This is a genomic window from Pseudonocardia sp. TMWB2A (assembly GCF_017312135.1).
Genome location: NZ_QKQY01000002.1, coordinates 5588813 through 5607215 on the forward strand (window position 1 = coordinate 5588813; position 18403 = coordinate 5607215).

Annotated in this window: 2 protein-coding genes (1 of these 2 only partly in view); both read right to left on the bottom strand. The window is 77.7% G+C overall.

The genetic code is table 11. The features are described 5' to 3' along the window. The gene (locus DMP17_RS40760) at nt 1-609 is read right to left on the bottom strand and encodes a type VII secretion system-associated protein (RefSeq protein ID WP_226350136.1); all 609 of its coding nucleotides are present in this window, start codon (nt 607-609) and stop codon (nt 1-3) included. Further along, nucleotides 606-18403, bottom strand: the 3' portion of a protein-coding gene (locus tag DMP17_RS40765) for a toxin glutamine deamidase domain-containing protein (RefSeq protein ID WP_337832345.1). Its footprint extends 11344 nt past the window's final position; the window shows 17798 of its 29142 coding nt (coding positions 11345-29142); its start codon lies beyond the right edge, outside the window — the gene reads right to left on this strand; the stop codon is at nt 606-608. Before DMP17_RS40765 ends, DMP17_RS40760 begins: the two co-directional genes overlap by 4 nt.

The window sequence follows — 18403 nt, forward strand, 5'->3', positions numbered from 1 at the left end:
TCACCCGGTGGGGGCCCCGCCGGTGAGCGAGCGCAGCGTCGCGGCCGGGATCAGCGCCGGGGCGGGCGAGTCGGGGTTGACCACGACGTCGACGCCCTCGGCGGGCAGGGCGGCGGCCAGCTCCGCGGCGGTGGTCTCGCGCCAGGACGCGACGCCGGTGACCCGGTCGCGGTGCGCGGCGGCGGTGACGACGGGGACCACGCCGCCGCCGGGCGCCGGCCGGACCACGGCGACGCCGGTCTCGTCGAGGGCCACCCCGAGACGGGCCTCGAGCAGGACGGTGTCGAGCAGCTCGAGGGTCTCCTCCTCGGGACGCAGGCCGTCCGCCCGGTCCAGGGCCAGGATCTGCAGGACGGCGTCGACGGGGTCGGTCGGCGACCCGGGGTCCGCGGGGACGTAGTCGGGGTTGGTCTGGAACCCCTCGACCCCGCCGTCGGCGCGCAGGATCCAGGCCCCCACGATCCGGGTCGGGTCGGGCTGGGACTGCTCCGGGGTCGGCCGCCAGGCGGGGTCGACGAGGTAGGCGATCCGGTCCTCGGCCGTGCCGGGGACCTCGGGCTCGGCGGGCCCGCCCTCGGGGGCGGGCGTGTGGTCGGGGGCGGTGCTCATGGACGGTGCTCCGTTCGGGGGCGGTTCGTGGTGTCTGCGGGTGGACGGCCGGGCACGGGGGCGGGCGCGTCACCGTCGACGTCCCAGCTCGGGACCGCCTCGGAGACCCAGCTCTCGTGCACCGGCGGGGCGGCGGGGGCCACGACGACCTCGTCGGCACCCGTGGTCGGACCGCCCGGTGTGGCCACGGTGTCGTCCGGGGCGGGACCGTGCAGCCGGAGCGGGTTCCCGTCGCGGTCCGTCCCCACGGCCGAGACGACCACGCCGGCGCCCGGCTCCCGCCGCACCGCGGCGACGACGCCGCCGTCGGACGGGGTCAACACGACCACCGCCCCCCGGCTGTGGATCATCGACACCGTCTCGGTCCGTCCCGTGGCCGGGTCGTGCATCCGGACCAGCGCCGAGCTGCCGTCCCCGCCGTGGAACAGGCCGTTGTAGACCTGCACCCAGGCGGCGACGCCGGTACCGATCTCCACCGGCGGGGCGCCGAAGGTCTGCTCGACCGCATCCGCCGCGGGCTCGGCGACGACCTCCCGCGGGCGTCCCCGCCACAGGTCGTGCAGCGCCAGATGCCCGTCGAGACCGGCGTCCGCCAGCTCCTCCCACGCCCCACGGTGCAGCGCGAACCGGTCCGTCCGGTCGGTGGTGAACGGGAGCAGGTCGCGCACCAGGTTGCGCATCTCGGCCAGTGCGACGGTCGCACGGGCGAGCGTGTCGACGTCGAAGGGCAGCGGGGAGGTCCGCCGCCGCCACGCGTCGTAGGCGTCCAGCAGCGCCGTGCGGTAGGCCTCGTCCCCGTGGTACGCCGCGCGGTCACGCGCGGTCGCCGCGGCATCGCCGGACCCGGTCGGCCCGTCCGGGGCGATCGGCTCCGGGAGGTGGTCCCGGACGACGGGGAGACCCAGGTCCCTCAGCACGTTCTGGATCGCGGCCCACTGGTGGTGGCCGGGCACCAGCCGATCCCCGGCCGTCGGCGCGGTGACCGACGGCAGCGGCCTGCTCGGCAGCTGCGACCCGCCGAACAGGGCGTCGAGGCGGGCCAGGTCGGCCTCGGTGTACACCAGGATGCCGTCGGGCCCCATCAGGGCCTCGTACGCGGTGGTCCCCCCGACGGCGGCGTCGTTCCCGTGCGGGCCGTACCTGTCCGGCAGGCCGAACACGTGGGAGAGCTCGTGCGCCGCGACGGCGGACCCCGTCGCCTTCAGGCTGCGGATCTGGTCCAGCTGCCAGCGCCCCTGATGGGACGTGGCCGACTGCCCGCGCACCCACGGCACGTCCTCCACCACGACGACCTGGTGCTCGGGGCGGGTGGGCGAGAGATCGAGGCTCAGGTGCAGCTGGTCCCCGCCGGGAAGCCGGTAGCGGTGGTTGAGCAGCTCCAGCTGTTCGACGGCCAGCGCGGTGGCCTCGGCGACCGCGGCCGGGTCACCCACCAGGCGCACCGCAGCGGTCAGCTCACGGACGAAGTGCCCGGGGAACACCTCGTAGCGGCGCACCTCCACCGGCGCGAGGTCGGCGTACCGGGAGACCCCGGTGCCCTGTCCGTCGGGCGGGAGCACCGTGACCGCGTCGGGCCGTACGACGGTCACCGGGGCCGCGGCCCGCTGGGCGTCCCAGACGACGTCGCGGCGGTACAGCTGCTCGGAGTCCGCCGCCGGCTCACGGCCCCCGTGCCATCGGGGGCCGACGCGGTGGCCCGGCTCCGCACCGCCGGGGAGGGCGGCCGGACGGGCGTCGGCGGGCGGCAGCGGCGGCGCCTCGGGCGCCGGTGGCCCGGGCACGGACGGTGCCGGCTCGCCGACCGGGACGGTCCGCACACGGTCGCCCGCGCCGGTGACGCCCACCGCGGTGAGGCGCGCATCCTCGGGGACGACGACGTGCTCGGCGAGCACGACGCCGCCGTCGGACGGGGTCAGTACGAGAACGTCACCCTCGACCTGCACCACGGAGAGCGTCTCGACGCGACCGTCGCCCGGGTGCTCGATCCGGACCAGGCCGGAGCCGCCATGGCCACCGGTGTGCAGCGCGTCGGCGAACCGGGCCCACGCGTCCGGGCCGGCGCCGATGTCGACCGGCGGGAACCCGAACGTCCGCTCGATCTGCTCCCGGGCGTCCTCCCGGTTCCTCCCGCTCCCGGCCGGGTCCGCGGTGCCGACCGGATCGGGTGCGGCGGCCGGCTCGGGCGTCGCGACGGCGTCCGGCGTGGCGCGGGGGCGGCCCCACCAGAGATCGTGCACCGCCAGGTGCCCGTCGAGCCCGGATCCCCGCAGCTGCCGCCAGGTCGGCTCGTGCAGGCCGAACACGGCCGTCGGGTCGTCGGAGAACGGGATCCGCGGAACGAACGGGCGGTCCTCCCGGGGGAAGACCAGCGCCACGCCGTCGGCGCCGGTCCCGACCGCCTCGACCCGGCCCAGGTGGCTCAGGTGGTCGCCGGTGGCCGGGACGACGTCAGCGGTACGCAGCTCGACGAGCTGCACCGCACCGCCGTCGTTGAGCAGGTTCCAGTAGGTCGGCCCGACCAGCCGGAGATGCCCCTCCCCGGTCGCGGGGATCGCGGGGTCGCGCTCGAACGAGCCCCAGACCACCGCGTCGGCGCCCGGCCCGGCCGCCCGGACGGTGTCGATGACCGTGCCGAGCGCGGCCGGACCGGTCCCGATCGGGGTCATCGGGGTGCCGAAGGTCTGCTCCAGCATCCGACGGGTGCCGACGGGCCCGGACGGCTCCTCGCGGGGAGCGGGCGACCGCCCGTGCCAGGCCTCGTGCAACTCGGCTGCGTAGGTGGGGTTCGATCCGGAATAGGTCCAGGCCAGGTCGTCCACCGTCCGCGGGGCCGACGATCTCGTCGCGGCGGAGCCGATCGTGCCGGGGTCGAGGACGACGAGCGACGGCACGGTCGGACTCTGCCCCGCGACGGCGTCGTCGACGGCCCGGAACGCTCCGCGCGCCACCCCGAGCGCGACCACGGCACGGGCGGCCTCGACGACGTCGACGGCCAGCGGCGTGGTGGTCCGACGCCACCGTGTGTAGACCGAGCGGACGTCCTCGTCGCTCGCGGTCAGCCGGCGGGAGGCGAGCTCGGTGTCGATCGCCTCCCGCTGGTCGACGCCCGGGGTGATCGTCGTGCGGGCCGAGGCGTCGATCCCGGCCGGGGCCCCGGGCAGCCGCTGCTCGTCGACGACGACCTGGCGGACCGTGGTCTCGATCTCGTCCAGGTCGGCCTGGGTGAGCACGTCGCGCCGGGTCTCGAGGACGCCCATGACACCGTCGGTGTCGACGACGCCGCCGACCAGCGCCAGGGTCGCGTCGCCGCCGTAGCGGTCCTTCAGGCCGACCAGGTGCAGCAGCTCGTGCAGGGCGACGTCGGCCCCGGTCGTGGCGAGCTCGTCGAGGATCCGGTCGACCCGCCAGTGCCGGTGGTCGGAGACCCCGTCGAACCCGTCGCCCAGCTCCTCGTCGGTGACCCGGATGCGGTACCGGGGGCCCGGCCGCGGATCGGGGTCGACGGCGAGGTGGAACTGGTCCCCGTCGGAGAAGGCGTAGGTGCCGTTGACGCGGGCGACGGCCGCCTCGGCGAGTGCGCGGGCCTGCCGCCGGGCCTCGGGCGGGCCGTCGAACACGATCGGCAGCGTCACGTGGGTGACCCGGCGGCCCGGCTCCGCCTCGAACCGGCGGACCTCGAACAGCAGATCGCCGCCGACGGCGCCCATCGCCCCGTCGACCTCGGCGGCCCGCGGCGTCTCCGGGAGCGCCGTCCGGCCGGGAGCGGCGAGCGCACGCTCCCAGGCGGGACCCGGCTGCAGCGGGTCGGTGAGCGGCGTGGCGCGCGGCAGCGTCCCGGGGTACCAGGTCGGGCCGGTGTCGAGGCGCCCCGGACGGAGCTGCCCGTCCCAGGCCAGCAGCAGCGGGTCCGGGCCACGGCGCGGGGCCGGCGCGGGGCCCGCAGGCGGGGGCGGCGCGGCCGGGCCCGGGAGCGGGGCCGGTGCCGGCCGCTCGGGGGCCGGGAACGGCAGCCGGCCGCCGTCGGCGCCGACACCGACGGCACGGACGACGGCGCCGTCCGGCACGGTGGCCTCCCCCGCCCAGGCGGCGCGGGGCCCGTCGGGGAGCACGACGAGCGTCTGCCCGTCGGCCCGGACGACGCTGACCGGGGTCTCGGTGGTGTCGCCGGGGGCACGGACCAGCAGCAGCGCGTCGGCGCCGTCGCCGGCCCGGCGGACCGTCTCGACGGCCCGGTCGAGCGCCGCCTGCCCGGTCCCGACCTCGGTGGGCGGGTGGCCGTAGGTGCGTTCGACCGCGGCGGCGTGCTCGCCGGCCGGGAGGTCGGGGTCGGCCGGGCGGGGCCGCCCCCACCACATGTCGTGCAGTGCGAGGTGGCCGTCGAGGCCGGGCCCGAGGAGCCGGTGCGCGTCGGACCGCAGGGCGAACCGGGCGCCGGGCTCGTCGGTGACGTCCAGCCGCGGACGGCCGGTGTCGACCGGCGGGAGGTCCAGCGGGCTGCCGTCGGGGTGGGCGGCGACGGCCCGCAGCCGGCCCAGCCGCTCGATCCCGCCCGGGGTCGCCTCGACGTTCGTCCCCGCGGCCAGGTCGACCAGCCGTACCGAGCCCGCGTCGTTGACCAGGAGCCAGGTGCGGCGGACCGGGCCGACCCAGTCGCCGCGCCGGGACCGGGTGCCCGCCGGGAGGGGCTCGGGCATCCCCTGCAGCAGCGCGTCCGCGCCGGGACCCGCGTCGGCCACGGCGCGGACGACCCGCACCATGGCGGCCCGGCCGGCACCCACGTCGGCGGGGTGGGCGCCGAAGGCCTGCTCGACGGGGTCGCCGACCGGGGAGCCGGCCGGTGCCGGGTCGCCGCGCCACAGGCGGCGGAACTCCACCGCGTCCGCGGCCGACCCGGTCCACTCCCCTCCGGACGGACGACGGTCGGCCCGCGGCTGCTCCGGCGCGGCGCCGTCCGCACCGGACCGCGACGACGGATCACCGAGCAGCAGCGCGTCGAGGCCGGCGGCCGGGGCGGGACCGTCGGCCCCGGGTGCCGGGCGCCCGAGGAGCAGGGCGTCCAGCCCGGCCGGGGCCTGCCGGGTGGCCGGGGGGCCGCCCAGCAGCGCGGTGATCCCGGCCCCGGGCCGGGGCCCGGTCTGCGGGCTGAGCAGTGCGAACGGGTCCGCCGCGGCGGCCGCGGCCGGGGGTGCCGCCGGCAGCGTCCTGGCCTCGCCGGAACGCTCGATCAGGTCGACGGTGTGCGCCGCCAGCTGGTCGGTCGTGTAGGACAGGCCGGAGGTCCGCTCGTTCCACCGGGAGTAGGCGGCCAGGACCGCCGAGCGGGGGGCGGCGAGTCCGCGACCGGCGAGGGCCCGGTCGATGGCGGCGAGCATCTGTCCCGACGGGACCGTGGAGGGCCGGAACCCGGCGTCGGGCGCGGGCTGCACGACGATCTCCGGCACCCCGGCGGGCGCGGCCCGCCGGCCGCGGCCCGCCGCGGCGGTGCCGGCGTCGGCGGTGGGCAGCCGCAGGCTGTGGACCACCGCGTGCCGGGACGCCAGGTCGATGCGCTCGATGTCGGTGTTGCTGAGCAGGCGGCTGCGGTTCTCCAGCGCCCCCATGATGCCGGTCCAGTCCCGCACGGAGGCGACCGCGGAGTCCGACGCATCGCGGGTGTAGCGGTCCACGGTGCCGAGCCGGTGCGCCATCTCGTGCATGGCGGTGGAGCGCAGGCCCGCGGCGAGGTTGTCCCGGATCTGGACCAGGTTCCAGCGTGAGCTGTGCGAGTGGTCGGTGCCGTGCACGTAGGAGTCGTCGACCACCTCGACCGTGTGCGGGGTGATGCGGTGGTCGGCCAGCTCGACCGAGACGTGCAGCTGGTCGCCGTCCGGGAACAGGTAGTTCCGGGCGCTGATCTCCTCGGCCGTCTCCCGGGCGAGTGCCGAGGCGGCCTCGACGGCCCGCGGGGTGCCGGTGAACCGGATCGCCAGCGTCAGCTCCCGCACCCAGCGTCCGGGTTCGACCTCGAACCGGCGGACGTCGAAGGTGGCCCGGGTCCCGCGGGCGGCCGGGCGGCCGTCGGCGTCCACCCACGGCTGCACCACGTCGGCGCCCGCCTCGGCGGGTGCGGCCTGCTCGCGTTGCCGGCGCCAGGCCGCGCTCGACGGGTCGAGCGGGGAGGACGCGACCCGCGCGGCGGGCAGGTAGCCGGGCACGGCCGAGGGCCCGGTGGACACGCGGAGGGGGACGCCGTCGCGGGACGCGCCCAGCGGGCCCCGGGCGGTGCCCAGGACCGGAGGCGGGCCGGGCGGGGCCACCTCGAACGGCAGGCCCGCACCGTCGGCGTCCGTGCCGACGGCCGCCACCCACGCGCCGACCGGCACCGACGACGACGCCGGGTCCACCGCGGACCCCGCGGCCGGGTCCACCAGCCAGACCGTGCCCCGCACGTTGACCAGGGTGTGTGCGGAGCCGTCGTACAGCGGGCCGCCCGAGGCGAGGACGAGGGCCTCGGCCCCGTGTCCCGCCGACCGGACGGTCGCCGCCACCGACAGCAGCGCGTCCGGGCCGGTACCCACCCGCACCGGCGGGCGACCGTGGGCACGGGTGACGGCCTCGAACCGGTCGGCCACCGGGACGTCCGGTCCCGCGGCCCGGGGCCTGCCCTGCCACATGTCGTGGAAGGCGAGGTGGACGTCGAACGAGGTGCCGGTGAGCATCCGTGCCCAGTCCCGGTGCAGCGCGAAGCGGTGGTTGCGCAGCAGGGAGACCGGCAGCGCACGCCCGGCGGAGACCGGTGTCGGCAGCGGTGTGCCGGGGCCGGTCATGAGCCGCCGGACCCGGGTCACCGCGGCGCGCAGGACACCGTCCGGCCGGGGGACGGACGGCCGCGGGACGGGAGCGCCGTCCGGCCGCGTCGCGGGGGTGTCGGCGACGGGGCCGGACCGGTGGGCCGGACCGTCGGGGGCGCCGCCGCGCAGCCGCAGGACACCGCCGGTCAGGGCGACCTCGGCGACCTCACGGGCGAGCCGGCGCGCGTCGGCCGGCATCTCGCGGTCGAGCGCGGACCAGCGGTCGAACGCGCGGCGGGCGTCGAGGTCGGCCGCGTCCGGCGGGGTGCGGGGCAGCCCGGCGTCGTCGCGCAGGTCCCGGAGCGCGGAGCGGATCTCCGCGAGCCGCAGCGGGGTGAGGACGGGTCCGCCGGCGTCCGGGACGGACTCCTCCATCGGATCCGGCTCCGTCGGCTCCGTCCGCGACGTCGGCTCCGTCCGCGGCGCAGGTTCCGGGCGTGGGGTCGGCTCCGCACGCGGCGCGGGCTCCGGGCGTGGGGTCGGCTCCGCACGCGGCGCGGGCTCCGGGCGAGGGGTCGGCTCCGCACGCGGCGCGGGCTCCGGGCGAGGGGTCGGCTCCGGGCGCGGCGGGGTCTCCGGCCCGGCCGGGTGGGTGGGCAGCGGCAGCGGCGCCCGGCCGCCGGTGACCGCGGCGGCGCGCACCCCGCGGACGGCGGGCGGACCGTCGGGCCCGACCCGCGTCGCGGTGCCCGCACGCGGGTCGACCAGCCACTGGGTGTCCCCGTCCTGGAGCAGCACCCAGGTGGCGGGAGCGACGCGCGGCCCCCGCCGGCCGGTGTCCCGGACGGCCTCCACGACGGCCGAGGAACCGTGCCCCGCGTCCCGGACGGCCGTGGACACCGCGGCCCACGCGCCCGCGCCGTCGCCGACGGCGACCAGCTCGGTGCCGAGCCCCTCGGCGACGACCTCGTCCGCCGGGCGGCGGTAGCCCGCGTCGGGCAGCCGGGGAGCTCCGTGCCAGGTCTCCACGACGGCCACGGCGGAGTCCGCGGTGTCGCCCTGCAGCAGGTGTGCCCAGCGGTCCGGCGACACGAACGGCCGCGGGGCCCCGTCCCGGCCGGTGACCGCGGTCGTGAGACGTCCCTCGGCGGTGTACCCGTTCCGGTGGGCGTGCTCGACCGCGGCGCGGGCCAGCTCGGTCGGTGACCCCGGCACCGGGCGGCCCTGCTCGCGCCAGCGCTGGTAGACCTCGAACGAGTCGTCGCGGCTGGAGCGCAGCCCGCGGTTGTCCAGGGCGACACGGAGGGCGTCCATCTGCGGTCGCGTCGGCATCTCCGGCGCCGGGAGGGGCGGGTGCACGACCGTCCCGGGGCCAGCCGGGGCCGTGCTCCTCCCCGGCCGGGTCGGCGCCGGGGTGTCGCGCGCGGTGCCGGCGTCCTTCCCGCCTGCGTCCTTCCCGCCTGCGTCCTTCCCGCCTGCGTCCTTCCCGCCTGCGTCCTTCCTGCCGGGGTCCTTCGCACCGGGGTCCTTCGCCTCGGCGTCCTTCGCACCGGCGTCCTTCGCCCCGGAAGCCTTCGCTCCGGGGTCCGTGGCCGGCCCGGTGGTCGTGCGCGGCCCGGTGACCGTCGACGAGCGCGGGGCCCGCTCCGAGGAGGTGTCGGCGGGGCGCGGCGGCGACGGCGGGGTCGCCGGGGGCTCCTCGCCCTCGGGGATCGTGGCCAGCCGCGGCACCCGGGGCGGCAGCGGTGCGGACGCCACCGGACGCCGCTGCACCCACTCCGCGGTGCGCCGGTCCAGCTCGGTCTTGGCCTCGGCCCACCCGCGGGCGGCGTCGGCGTACTTCTCGCCGGCCACACGGAGGTCGGTCGCGATGTCACCGGTCTGCTCGCCGCGCAGGCCCTCCAGGCGGGGGCGGTCCGCCGCGGGGGTGTCGAGCCAGAGCGCGTCGTAGCGGTGCTGGACCGCGACGAGCTCCTTGTCGGCGGCGCGCCAGTCGTCCGCGCGGGCCTTCTCCTCGGTCATCGCGGAACGGACATCGGCCGGCATCGGGCCCAGCAGCGTCTCGGCGTCGCGTTCGGCGATGAACAGGCGCAGGTCCCCGCCGCGCGTCGTGCCCGCGACGTGCAGGTCGTCGCGACCGGGCCGGGTGAGGACCGCCTCGACGTCGTAGCGGTAGGAGCCACCGAGGATCCGGACCGAGCCGCCGAGCTTGGTCTCGTGCTCGCGTCCGGTCAGGGGCAGCTGCATCGACCGGTTGCTCGCCGACGCCTGCCCCTGGGCGTCGCCGCGCAGGTCCCCGCGGGACTCGCCGACGGTGCGGCCGTCCCCGAGCAGTCCGGCGCCGACGCCACCGGACACGTCGCTGTAGGGACCGGCGACCGTCGAGGTCATGGAGTTGGACTCCGCACCGACCCCGAGCTGGGCCGACACGGCCTCGGTGTACAGCGACTCGGGCACGATGCGCAGCCGCGGCGTCAGCACGTACCCGGGCAGGCTCGGGTGCGCGACCGGCGGCAGGTCGGTCGGGCCGTCGAGCAGCAGCGGGATCCAGGTGTCGAGGTACTCGGGGGTGAACATCGCGTCGAGGGCGTGGTGGCCGGGCTCCCCCGGGGTCGTCCAGGCCCGGGGGACGTCCGCGGTCTGCAGCGCCTGCTGCAACGCGGTCCGGGCGCGCTGCGCGTCGCCCCGGATGTTGCCGAGGACGGTCTCCGGGTCGACCGTCGCCGCGGGGCGCCCGTCGGCCGCCGGACGCATCTGGTCCGGCGGCGGGACCGCCGGGTCGGGCCGGGTCGACAGGAACGACACCGGGACCCGCCGGCGCAGGGTGAACGGCACCGAGGCCAGCGACGGGGTGGTCGTCCCGTTCCGGGACACCGACAGCTCCAGATGCCCGTCGCGGCCGAGGATCGCGGTCGGGCCGTCGGATCCCAGCCAGCGCCAGCCGCGGTAGGTGTGGGCCGTCGCGTCGGGGCGGTGGGTCGTCGAGGACCAGGACGCGCCCGCGGCGGCGAGCCCGCCGCCGTAGTGCGCGCTCCCGTCGACGGAGCCCTCCCGGCCTCCCGCGCTGCCGCCGATGTCGGCGCTCGGCCCGGACGACACCGCGGTCACGCTCATCCGCTGGTCGCTGACGTACTGCTCGACCTTCGGCGCGTGCCCGTCGTGGACGACCCGCTCCACCCGCGCCGCGTCCGGTGCCGGGTCGGGCACGAACCGCAGGGTCCCGGTCAGGTCGTGGTGGCCGACCACGCCGCCGCGGGAGCCGGTGAAGGTCAGGCCGTTGCCGCCCAGGCTGTCCTGCATGCCCTTCAGGTCCGTCGCGGTGAACCCGCGCTGCGGGTCGGTGAACCGCTCGGTCAGGGTGCGGACGTCGGCCGCCGGGAGCCTTCCGTCGAAGTGCCCGGGGATCTTCGCGGCGAGGTCGGCGAGGGGGCGGGCGATGTCCTCGTCCATGGCCCAGCCCAGGCCCACCACCGGCGAGGTCCCGCGCAGCCGCGACGGCACCAGCAGGGGCACCTCGGACGTGTCGGGGCGCGGGAGCTCCGGGGGCAGCAGCCCCCAGTCCCGCAGCTGCGCCTCACCGGCGGAGACGTAGACCTGCCGGCGCAGCTCGACGTAGCGGGTCGCGGTCCGTTCGGCCGGCGTGCGCACCAGGTCCAGGAGCTGGTTGGTCACCGTCGTGCGGGCCGTCGCCTTGAAGACCCCGTCCATGACGACCACGTAGGAGCGGCTGCTGCCCAGGTCGTGGAAGGTCTCGCTGGCCCCCGCCGTGCCGCGCGACCGCCCGGCCCGGTGCGACGCCCTGTAGCCGGCGTGCGCGCCGCCCGAGCCGGTCGGGTGCCCGTCGGCCGCGGCGATGTCCTGCGCCGTCAGCGCCTTGTCGCTGATCTCGACGCCGGTGCGGCCGGTGACGGTGTGCGTGCGGTTGCTGCTGCCCGAGGCCAGGCCACCGCTGTAGACGACCTCGCTGCGGGAACGGTCCACCGGCGGCGCGTGGTCCACCGACAGGATCCGCGGGCGGTACAGCATCAGCTCGCCCTCGCCCGTGCCGCGCCGGTCGAACAGGCGCCCCTTGTGCACGAAGACCGGTGTCCCGATCCCCTTCTGCGTGACGGTGCGGTCGTTGGCGACCCGCTCCGGGCCGAAGGTCATGTCGAGGGCGCGGCCGTCATCGGTGCCGGACCGGGCGAGCACCCCGGCACCGGTCGTCGCGTCGAACGCCGCCTCCATGGCCGCGCGCCGGGCGCCCGCCCCGCCGACCCAGGTGATGATCGTGTCGGGCCGCAGGGTCGGGGCGAGATTGGTCCGGTTCGGCCGGATCGGGGTGGCCGTCGGGGCGCCCGGCATCGGGATGCGCCGCAGGTGCGGCGGCGCGCCCGGCCGCAGCATCTCGTCCTTCGGCACGTCGAGGGCGAACGGCTCGGCGACGGGCGGCTCGGCGACGTCGCGCACCGGGGTCCGCTCGACGGCCTGCAGGCCCGGCGTGCCGACGCCGGTGACCCGGCCGAACGCGTTGGTGACCGCGAACCTCTCCGCCGTCACGCGGTAGGTGTTGACGCCGGTGACCCGGTGCGCGTCGCCGCCGGGGCCGCCGACGCTGCGCCGGCCGGTGACGGTGCCGACCGCGCCCCCGGCGTCGCCGCCGTGGGCGTACCCGGCACGGGCCGTCCCGCCCAGGTACACCGGGCCGACGTCGAAGCTCAGGCCGAACCGGCCGCCGAACCCGGCGTCGAACGCGCTGCCCGAGCTCGCCGTGGACTCCTTGCGGTGGCCCGCGCTGGTCTTCACGGCGACGCCCGCCCGCGGGCCCTCGTCGACGACGTCGGACATCACCGCGTCGACGCGGACGTGCAGGTACTCGGTGTGCCGTACCCCGTCCCGGGAGTACAGCAGGTGCACGCCGCCGTCGTAGAGCTGGTCGGCCGTCGCACCGAGGACGGCGTGGGTCGTCTGGTGGTCGAGCATCCGCCAGCTCTCGCTGAAGCCCTCGACCGTGCCGGCCTTCGACGCCGTGCGCTGCGACCCGTCGTGGTCGACCAGCGAGGCCATGCCGCCCTCCTCGGAGGCGGCGATCCGCTCGATGCGCTCCCGCAGCCGGGCCGGGGCGTCGCCCAGCGAGTGCACGTGGGCGCGACCGATGCCGCGGCCCGCCGCGATGTAGGGCGGCAGGGTGTCGGTGCGGGCCGAACGGGGGGCGTCGCGGATCTCGTCGGGGACCGGTAGGCCGGCGTCGCGGGCGTTGTGCGGGTCGTCGGCGAGCAGGGTCTCGACCGGGACCCGCACCGGCGGGGCGGTCTCGCTCGTCGAGCCCCAGGCGACCTTCATCTCCAGGTCGAAGTCGACGTCGAAGGCCTGCAGCCGGGTCTGGTCGACGTTGCGCCGGGAGGCGCTGATGTGGTTGGCGGCCCACCCGCGGCGGTGGTTCCAGCCCGCGCCGACGTAGGGCCCCAGGTTCATGAACAGGAACTTCGGAGCGACCCGCCAGCCGCCACGCAGCTCACCGGACACACCGCGTCCCCGGCTGCGGCCGGACTCCACACCCCAGTCGATGCGCTGGGACAGCGTCGTCTTCCCGGCGACCGGACCGCGCCACGAGCCGGCCCTGGGGACCAGCCGGGCCATCACGAACGCCGACCGGCCACCGCCGACGGCCAGCTCGTCGGACTTCATCCAGCCGCCGGTCAGCCGCTGGAAGTGGTGGGTGAGGGTGTTGTCGGACAGGAAGTGCGCGAGCCGGTTGTGTCCCGGGGTCCCGGGCCTGACCAGCGCCGGCGGGAGCTGACCGGCCAGCGCGGCCAGTGCGGCGTCGACGCCGGGGGTGCGGATGTCGAGGACCGCGGCGTTGGACAGCGCGGGGCCCGCGGTCCCGTCCAGCGGGGCGGGGACGCGCCCGCCGGGCCTGCGGTCGGCGGTGTCGAACCAGCCGCTCGCGGTGCCGGCGAGGGTGCGCGGGCCCGGTCCGACGAGGGCGCCGGAGTCGTCGCGCAGCGTCACGGTGAAGCGCACCGGGACGTCGCCGGCCGGGGCGTGCTTGCCGTCGTAGCCGACGTCGACGTTCACGGTCTTGCGCGTGCGGTGGTGCACGGTGTCGCTGCCGCCGAGGGTGATCCCGCCGCCGGCGAAGCCGGTGATGGAACCGCCGGTGCCGACGACCGGGACCGACAGGCCGGAGGTGTGGTCGAGGCCCTCGACGTGGTTGGCGGTGCCCCGGCGGATCTGCTCGGTGCCGTCGGTGGCCGCGGGGGCGTCCGCACCGCGGGCCGGACCCGGACGGGTCGGGTCCTCGCCGATCGCGACGACGGCCTCGTAGACCCGGCCGCCGACCCGGACGTCGAACGGCAGGCCGCTGTGCAGCGCCTCAGGACGGGCCTGCAGCATCTCGTCGAGCTGCTCGGCCACCGCCCGGTCCCGGCGACGGTGGCGGCCGGGGACCATCTCGTCGATCAGCTCGGCGACGGCGCGGCGCTGGTCGGCGCCGACGGTCCGGACGCGCAGCAGCCGGTCCGGGCCGGGACCGCCGGCGCGGGTCGACGTACCGGCCCCCGCGGGCCCGTCGCCGCGCCGGGGACCGGCGTCGGGACCGGTCCAGGGGGCCAGGACGTCGTCATCGACGCGGTAGCGGCCCGACTCCAGGTCGTCGCGCAGCGCGCGCACCGCGTTCGGGTCGCGGGGCGCGTCGAGGTCGACCAGACCCCGGTTCTCCAGGTACTCGTGCAGCCGACCGGCGACGAAACCGTCCTCGGCCAGACGCGGGGAGTCCAGCAGCGCACCGAGGAACGGCGACCCGGGCGGGGCGACCACGAGCCCGGTGGGCGGCGGGGCGGAGCCGTCGCCGTCGGGTCGGGTGAGCAGCGGGTACAGCGGTTCGCCGTCGACGAGGCCGCGCGGCATCCGCGGCATCGTGTCCGGAAGCGGGCCGAGGGCGCCCGGGAGCACTCCGGGCTCGGCCCAGATGCCGCCGTCGCGGTGCAGGACGGCGACGGCGACGTCCGCACGGGCCCGGTCGAGGTCGCCGGCGATCAACCGGCTGAGGATGCGGTCAGAGGGTCGGGTGCCCGCGGGGAACTCGGTGGCGACGTCGCGGATGGTGAACCCACGCCGGTCCAGGCCGGCCCGGGCGGTGTCGGTGAGCCGGCCCGCGTCGGTCCAGACGTGCACGGTGGCGGGGTCGCCGGTCCGCTCCGCCCACACGTCCAGCGACTGCAGGATCTGTGCGTCCAGCCGCCCGTCCAGCATCGGGAGGTGCACCCGGCGCGGGACGTCGGCGAGGTGGCGCCCGTCCTGGTCGCCCATCACGGTGCGCCGGACGGGCTGGTCGACGAGCGCCTGCACCCCGCGCGACGGGGGTGGGACGACGCCGTCGGGCGCGTCGACGGCGGAGCGGGCGGTGACCCGGACCCCGCCCTCGACGTCGGCGAGCAGGCCGCGCAGGTAGACCGCGGCCGCGGTGGCCCGACCGTGCCCGGTGGTGCGGCGGTGGTCGACGTCGTCGCGCGCGCGACCGGCCCGGTCGGTGTCGGCGTCGCCCAGCAGCCTGCGCGCGTCACCGCGGAGCCGGTCGGCGCGGTGGCCGATGCCGTCGCCGACGAGCCGGACCCGCGGCGGCGGCAGCCCCTGGTCGCGGGCGAGGCGGGCCCGTTCACGGACCTGCTCGGCGATGCCCTGCAGCTCACGGCGGGCGGCGGCGTCCAGGCGGGTGGTGTGGCTGCGGAACGGCACGTCGTGCACCGAGTCCACGGCGGTGACGTCGGCGGTGTCGCGCCCCAGCACCGCGACACGGTGCTCGGCCGGGGACGCCCCGGGCGACGGCGGTCGCACGGTCCCGGCGGCGACGATCCGGAACTCCCGTTCCGCGAGCCCGCCGGTCGCGCCGTTGACGACCCGTGCGCGCAGCCGGGCCCGGGCGATCGACTCGACGTCGCGGGCCCGGTCGAGCCCGGTCCGCTCGGCACCGGTGCGGTCGGCCCACGCCCGCGACGACGAACGGGAGCCGTTGCCGTGCCCGGTCACCGTCAGGGCCGGGGTGGGGCGGCCCTCGGCGCGGGCCGCGACGACGTCGTCGATCCACCGGTCGGTGGCGGCCTGCACGGCGGCCCGCCCGGTCGCGTCCACCCGGTGGACACCCTCGTCGAACGCGACGGTGAGCCGGGTCGCGTCGCCGGGACCGTGGGTGCTCCCGGTGTCGGACGAGCCGTGCGTGCTCTCCGGCCCGAGCGGATCCCCGGTGTCCCCCGGGGCGTCGGTGCCGGAGCGGGTCGTGCCCCAGTCGAAGGAGTCCGGGGCGATCGGGTCGCCGTCGGCGCCGCGCACCGGCGGGCCCTCCGCGGCGGGCGGGGCGGGTGGGGTGGCGTCCCGCGGCGCCGGCAGCGGCAGGTCGTGGGTGGGGGCCTGGCGTGCGACCTCGTCGATCCGGGCCAGGTCGGCGCCGGTGAGCAGCGTGCTCCGCCAGTCCGTGCCCATCACACCGGTCCCGTCGACGACCCCGCCGAGGACCGCGCCGGGGACCCGGTAGCGGTCGGGCAGACCGACCCGGTGCAGCAGCTCGTGGAACGTGCGGCCGACCGCCTGCGCGGGGTCGTCGCCGCGCTCGAGGTGCTCCATCCGCCAGTGCAGCGACGTCGAGTTCGCCCCGGTGTACCCCGGCTCGGAGGTCACGAGGACGCGGTTGGCGTCGGCCCGCGTCGTCGGCTCGATGCGCAGGTGCAGCTGGTCGCCGCCGGGCAGCGTGTAGCGGCCGTCGACGTGGTCGCGCAGCGCCTGCGTGGCCAGCTCCGTGGCGCGGGCGACGTGTGCCGGGTCCCCGACGAGGTGCAGCGGCAGGGTCAGCTCGCGCACCCACCGTCCCGGCTCGACCTCGATGCGGCGCACGTCGACGGTCACCGGGTTGCCCTGCGGGGTCAGGGTGCCGTCCGGCTGCTGCAGGACGCGGATCTGCTCGGTGTGCGCGGTCCCGGGCGTCGCGTCGCCACGGCGGGCCTCCCACTGCGCGGGCTGCAGCGGGTCCCGGAGCTGCGGGGCGGCCGGCGTCGCGTCCGTGCGCCACAGCGGGCCGGGGCGCCACGACCGGGAGGGGGCGGGCGGCCCGGTGTCCGGACCGGCCGTGGTGGTCGGCCCGTCGCCGGGCGGGCCGGTCTCGGGGCGGGCCCCCGCGCCCGGGTCGTCCGGAGCGGTCCGGGCCGCGGCGTCGGGGGTGAACGGGATCGGGGCCGCGTCGGGATCGGCGCCCACGGCGAACACCCGGCCGATCCGCGGGATCGGGTCCGGACCGGCGACGGTGGCCGTGCCGGTCCGCGGGTCGACGAGCCAGACGGTGCCCTCGTGGTTGACCAGGTTCCAGACGCGACGCACCGGCCCGACCCAGTCGCCGCGACCGTAGGAGCGGCCGGGCTCGGCGGCCTCCGGGTAGGCGTGGACGATCGCGTCGGCCCCGTGGCCGGCCCGCCGGATCCGGTCGACGACCGTGCCGAACGCCCCCGGCCCCTCCCCGACCGGGGCGAGCGGAGCGCCGAAGGCGTTCTCGACGTCGGCGACGGCGGCCGCGAGCGGGGTCGCCGCGGAGCCGTACGCGACCCGGGGGGTCCCCCGCCAGGTCTCGTGGGCGGCCAGCCCCGCGTCGAGGCCGGCGCCGAGGCTCTCACCGCGCAGGGCGGGGGCCCACGTCCCCGGGGCGGCGAACGGCGTCGCCGCGATCGACGCCTGGGCGAGCAGCGCCTCGGCCGCGCTGTAGGCCTCCCGGCTCGCCGTACCGATCTCGCGGATGCCGGTCTGCAGGTCCTGGGGACCGGCGAACGGCGACCCGCCGTCGCGCTGGGTGCGCGGCCCCTCGTGGCGCATCTCCCCCACGGCGGCGGGCGGGGTCAGCCGGGGCGTGCCGTCCGCGGCGCGGTTGTGGTCGAGCTCCGGCAGCGTGGTGCTGATCCCCAGCGCCTCGTCGGGGCCCACCCGGCGGCGCTGCGGGTCGTCGCTGAGCCCGCCGTACAGCCAGTCGCGCAGGGTCGCGGTGCTGGGGTCGGAGTCGTTCATGCGGCGCGGGGGGAGCCTGCGGTCGAGCAGGCCGGGGTCGGGGTCCCGGCGGTGTCCCTGCGGGTCGAGGGCACGGAACGTCGAGGCGAACCGCTCCATCACCGGGCCCGTGTTGCGGTGCAGCCAGGCGGCGCCCTCCGGGCCGGTGCCCTCGACGACGTGGTCGGGGAAGTGCCGCAGGTTGAACGCGGAGAAATTCTTGGTCAGCGCGACTCCGCCGTCGGCGTGCAGGCGCTGGGACATGGCCGCGAACTGCAGGTAGAGGGCGGCGACCGTGCCGTGCACGGCCGTCCGGGTCGCGGCCAGGGTGTGCGGCGGCCGGTCGGCGAACGCCGGGTCGGTCACCATCTCCTCGGCCACCCGGCGGCCCAGCTCCAGCCCGTCCGCCAGGTGCAGGCGGGCCGCGTGGGCCGGGAACACGTTGACCGCCGCCGACCGGCCGGACAGCCAGGTCAGCAGGTCCGCGAGTCCGGCGACGGCGGTCCCGGCGGTGTAGTGGGGCGACACCGTGACCCCGCCGGACCCGGTCAGGGGCTCGACCCGGACCCCGTCGGCGTCGGAGGAGAGCCGGTACTCCGGCGACGGGAAGATGGTGGAGAGCGGCGCGGGACCGGTCAGGGCGGCCAGCCGCTGCAGCACCCGGTCCAGCGCCGCCGCACTCTCCTCGAGCGGCACCCGGCCGACGTCGCCGTCGAGGAGGCCGGCCGGCTGGGTGACCAGCTCCAGCGTCATGCCCGACGGGCCGATCTCGGCCACCGCCGTGAGGGCCGTGGACCCGGCGAGCTCGTCACCGGGGGCGACGAACTCCGCGAGGTTCACCAACCGGTGGCGGAGGAACTCCGCCTCGACGCCGATCGCACGGGCACCCGGCCCGTCACCGACCAGGTCCGGGTTCGCGACGGCCGCGGCCAGCGACCAGTCGCCCCCGCGCGGCATCGGCTCGCCGCGCCCGCGCCACTGCGCGTACGCCGCGCGCACCTCGTCCGGGCCGGACGGCCGGTCGT

What these genes read in the sequence shown, in the direction of transcription:
- DMP17_RS40760 (WP_226350136.1), bottom strand. Translation starts at nt 609, where the DNA reads ATGAGCACCGCCCCCGACCACACGCCCGCCCCCGAGGGCGGGCCCGCC.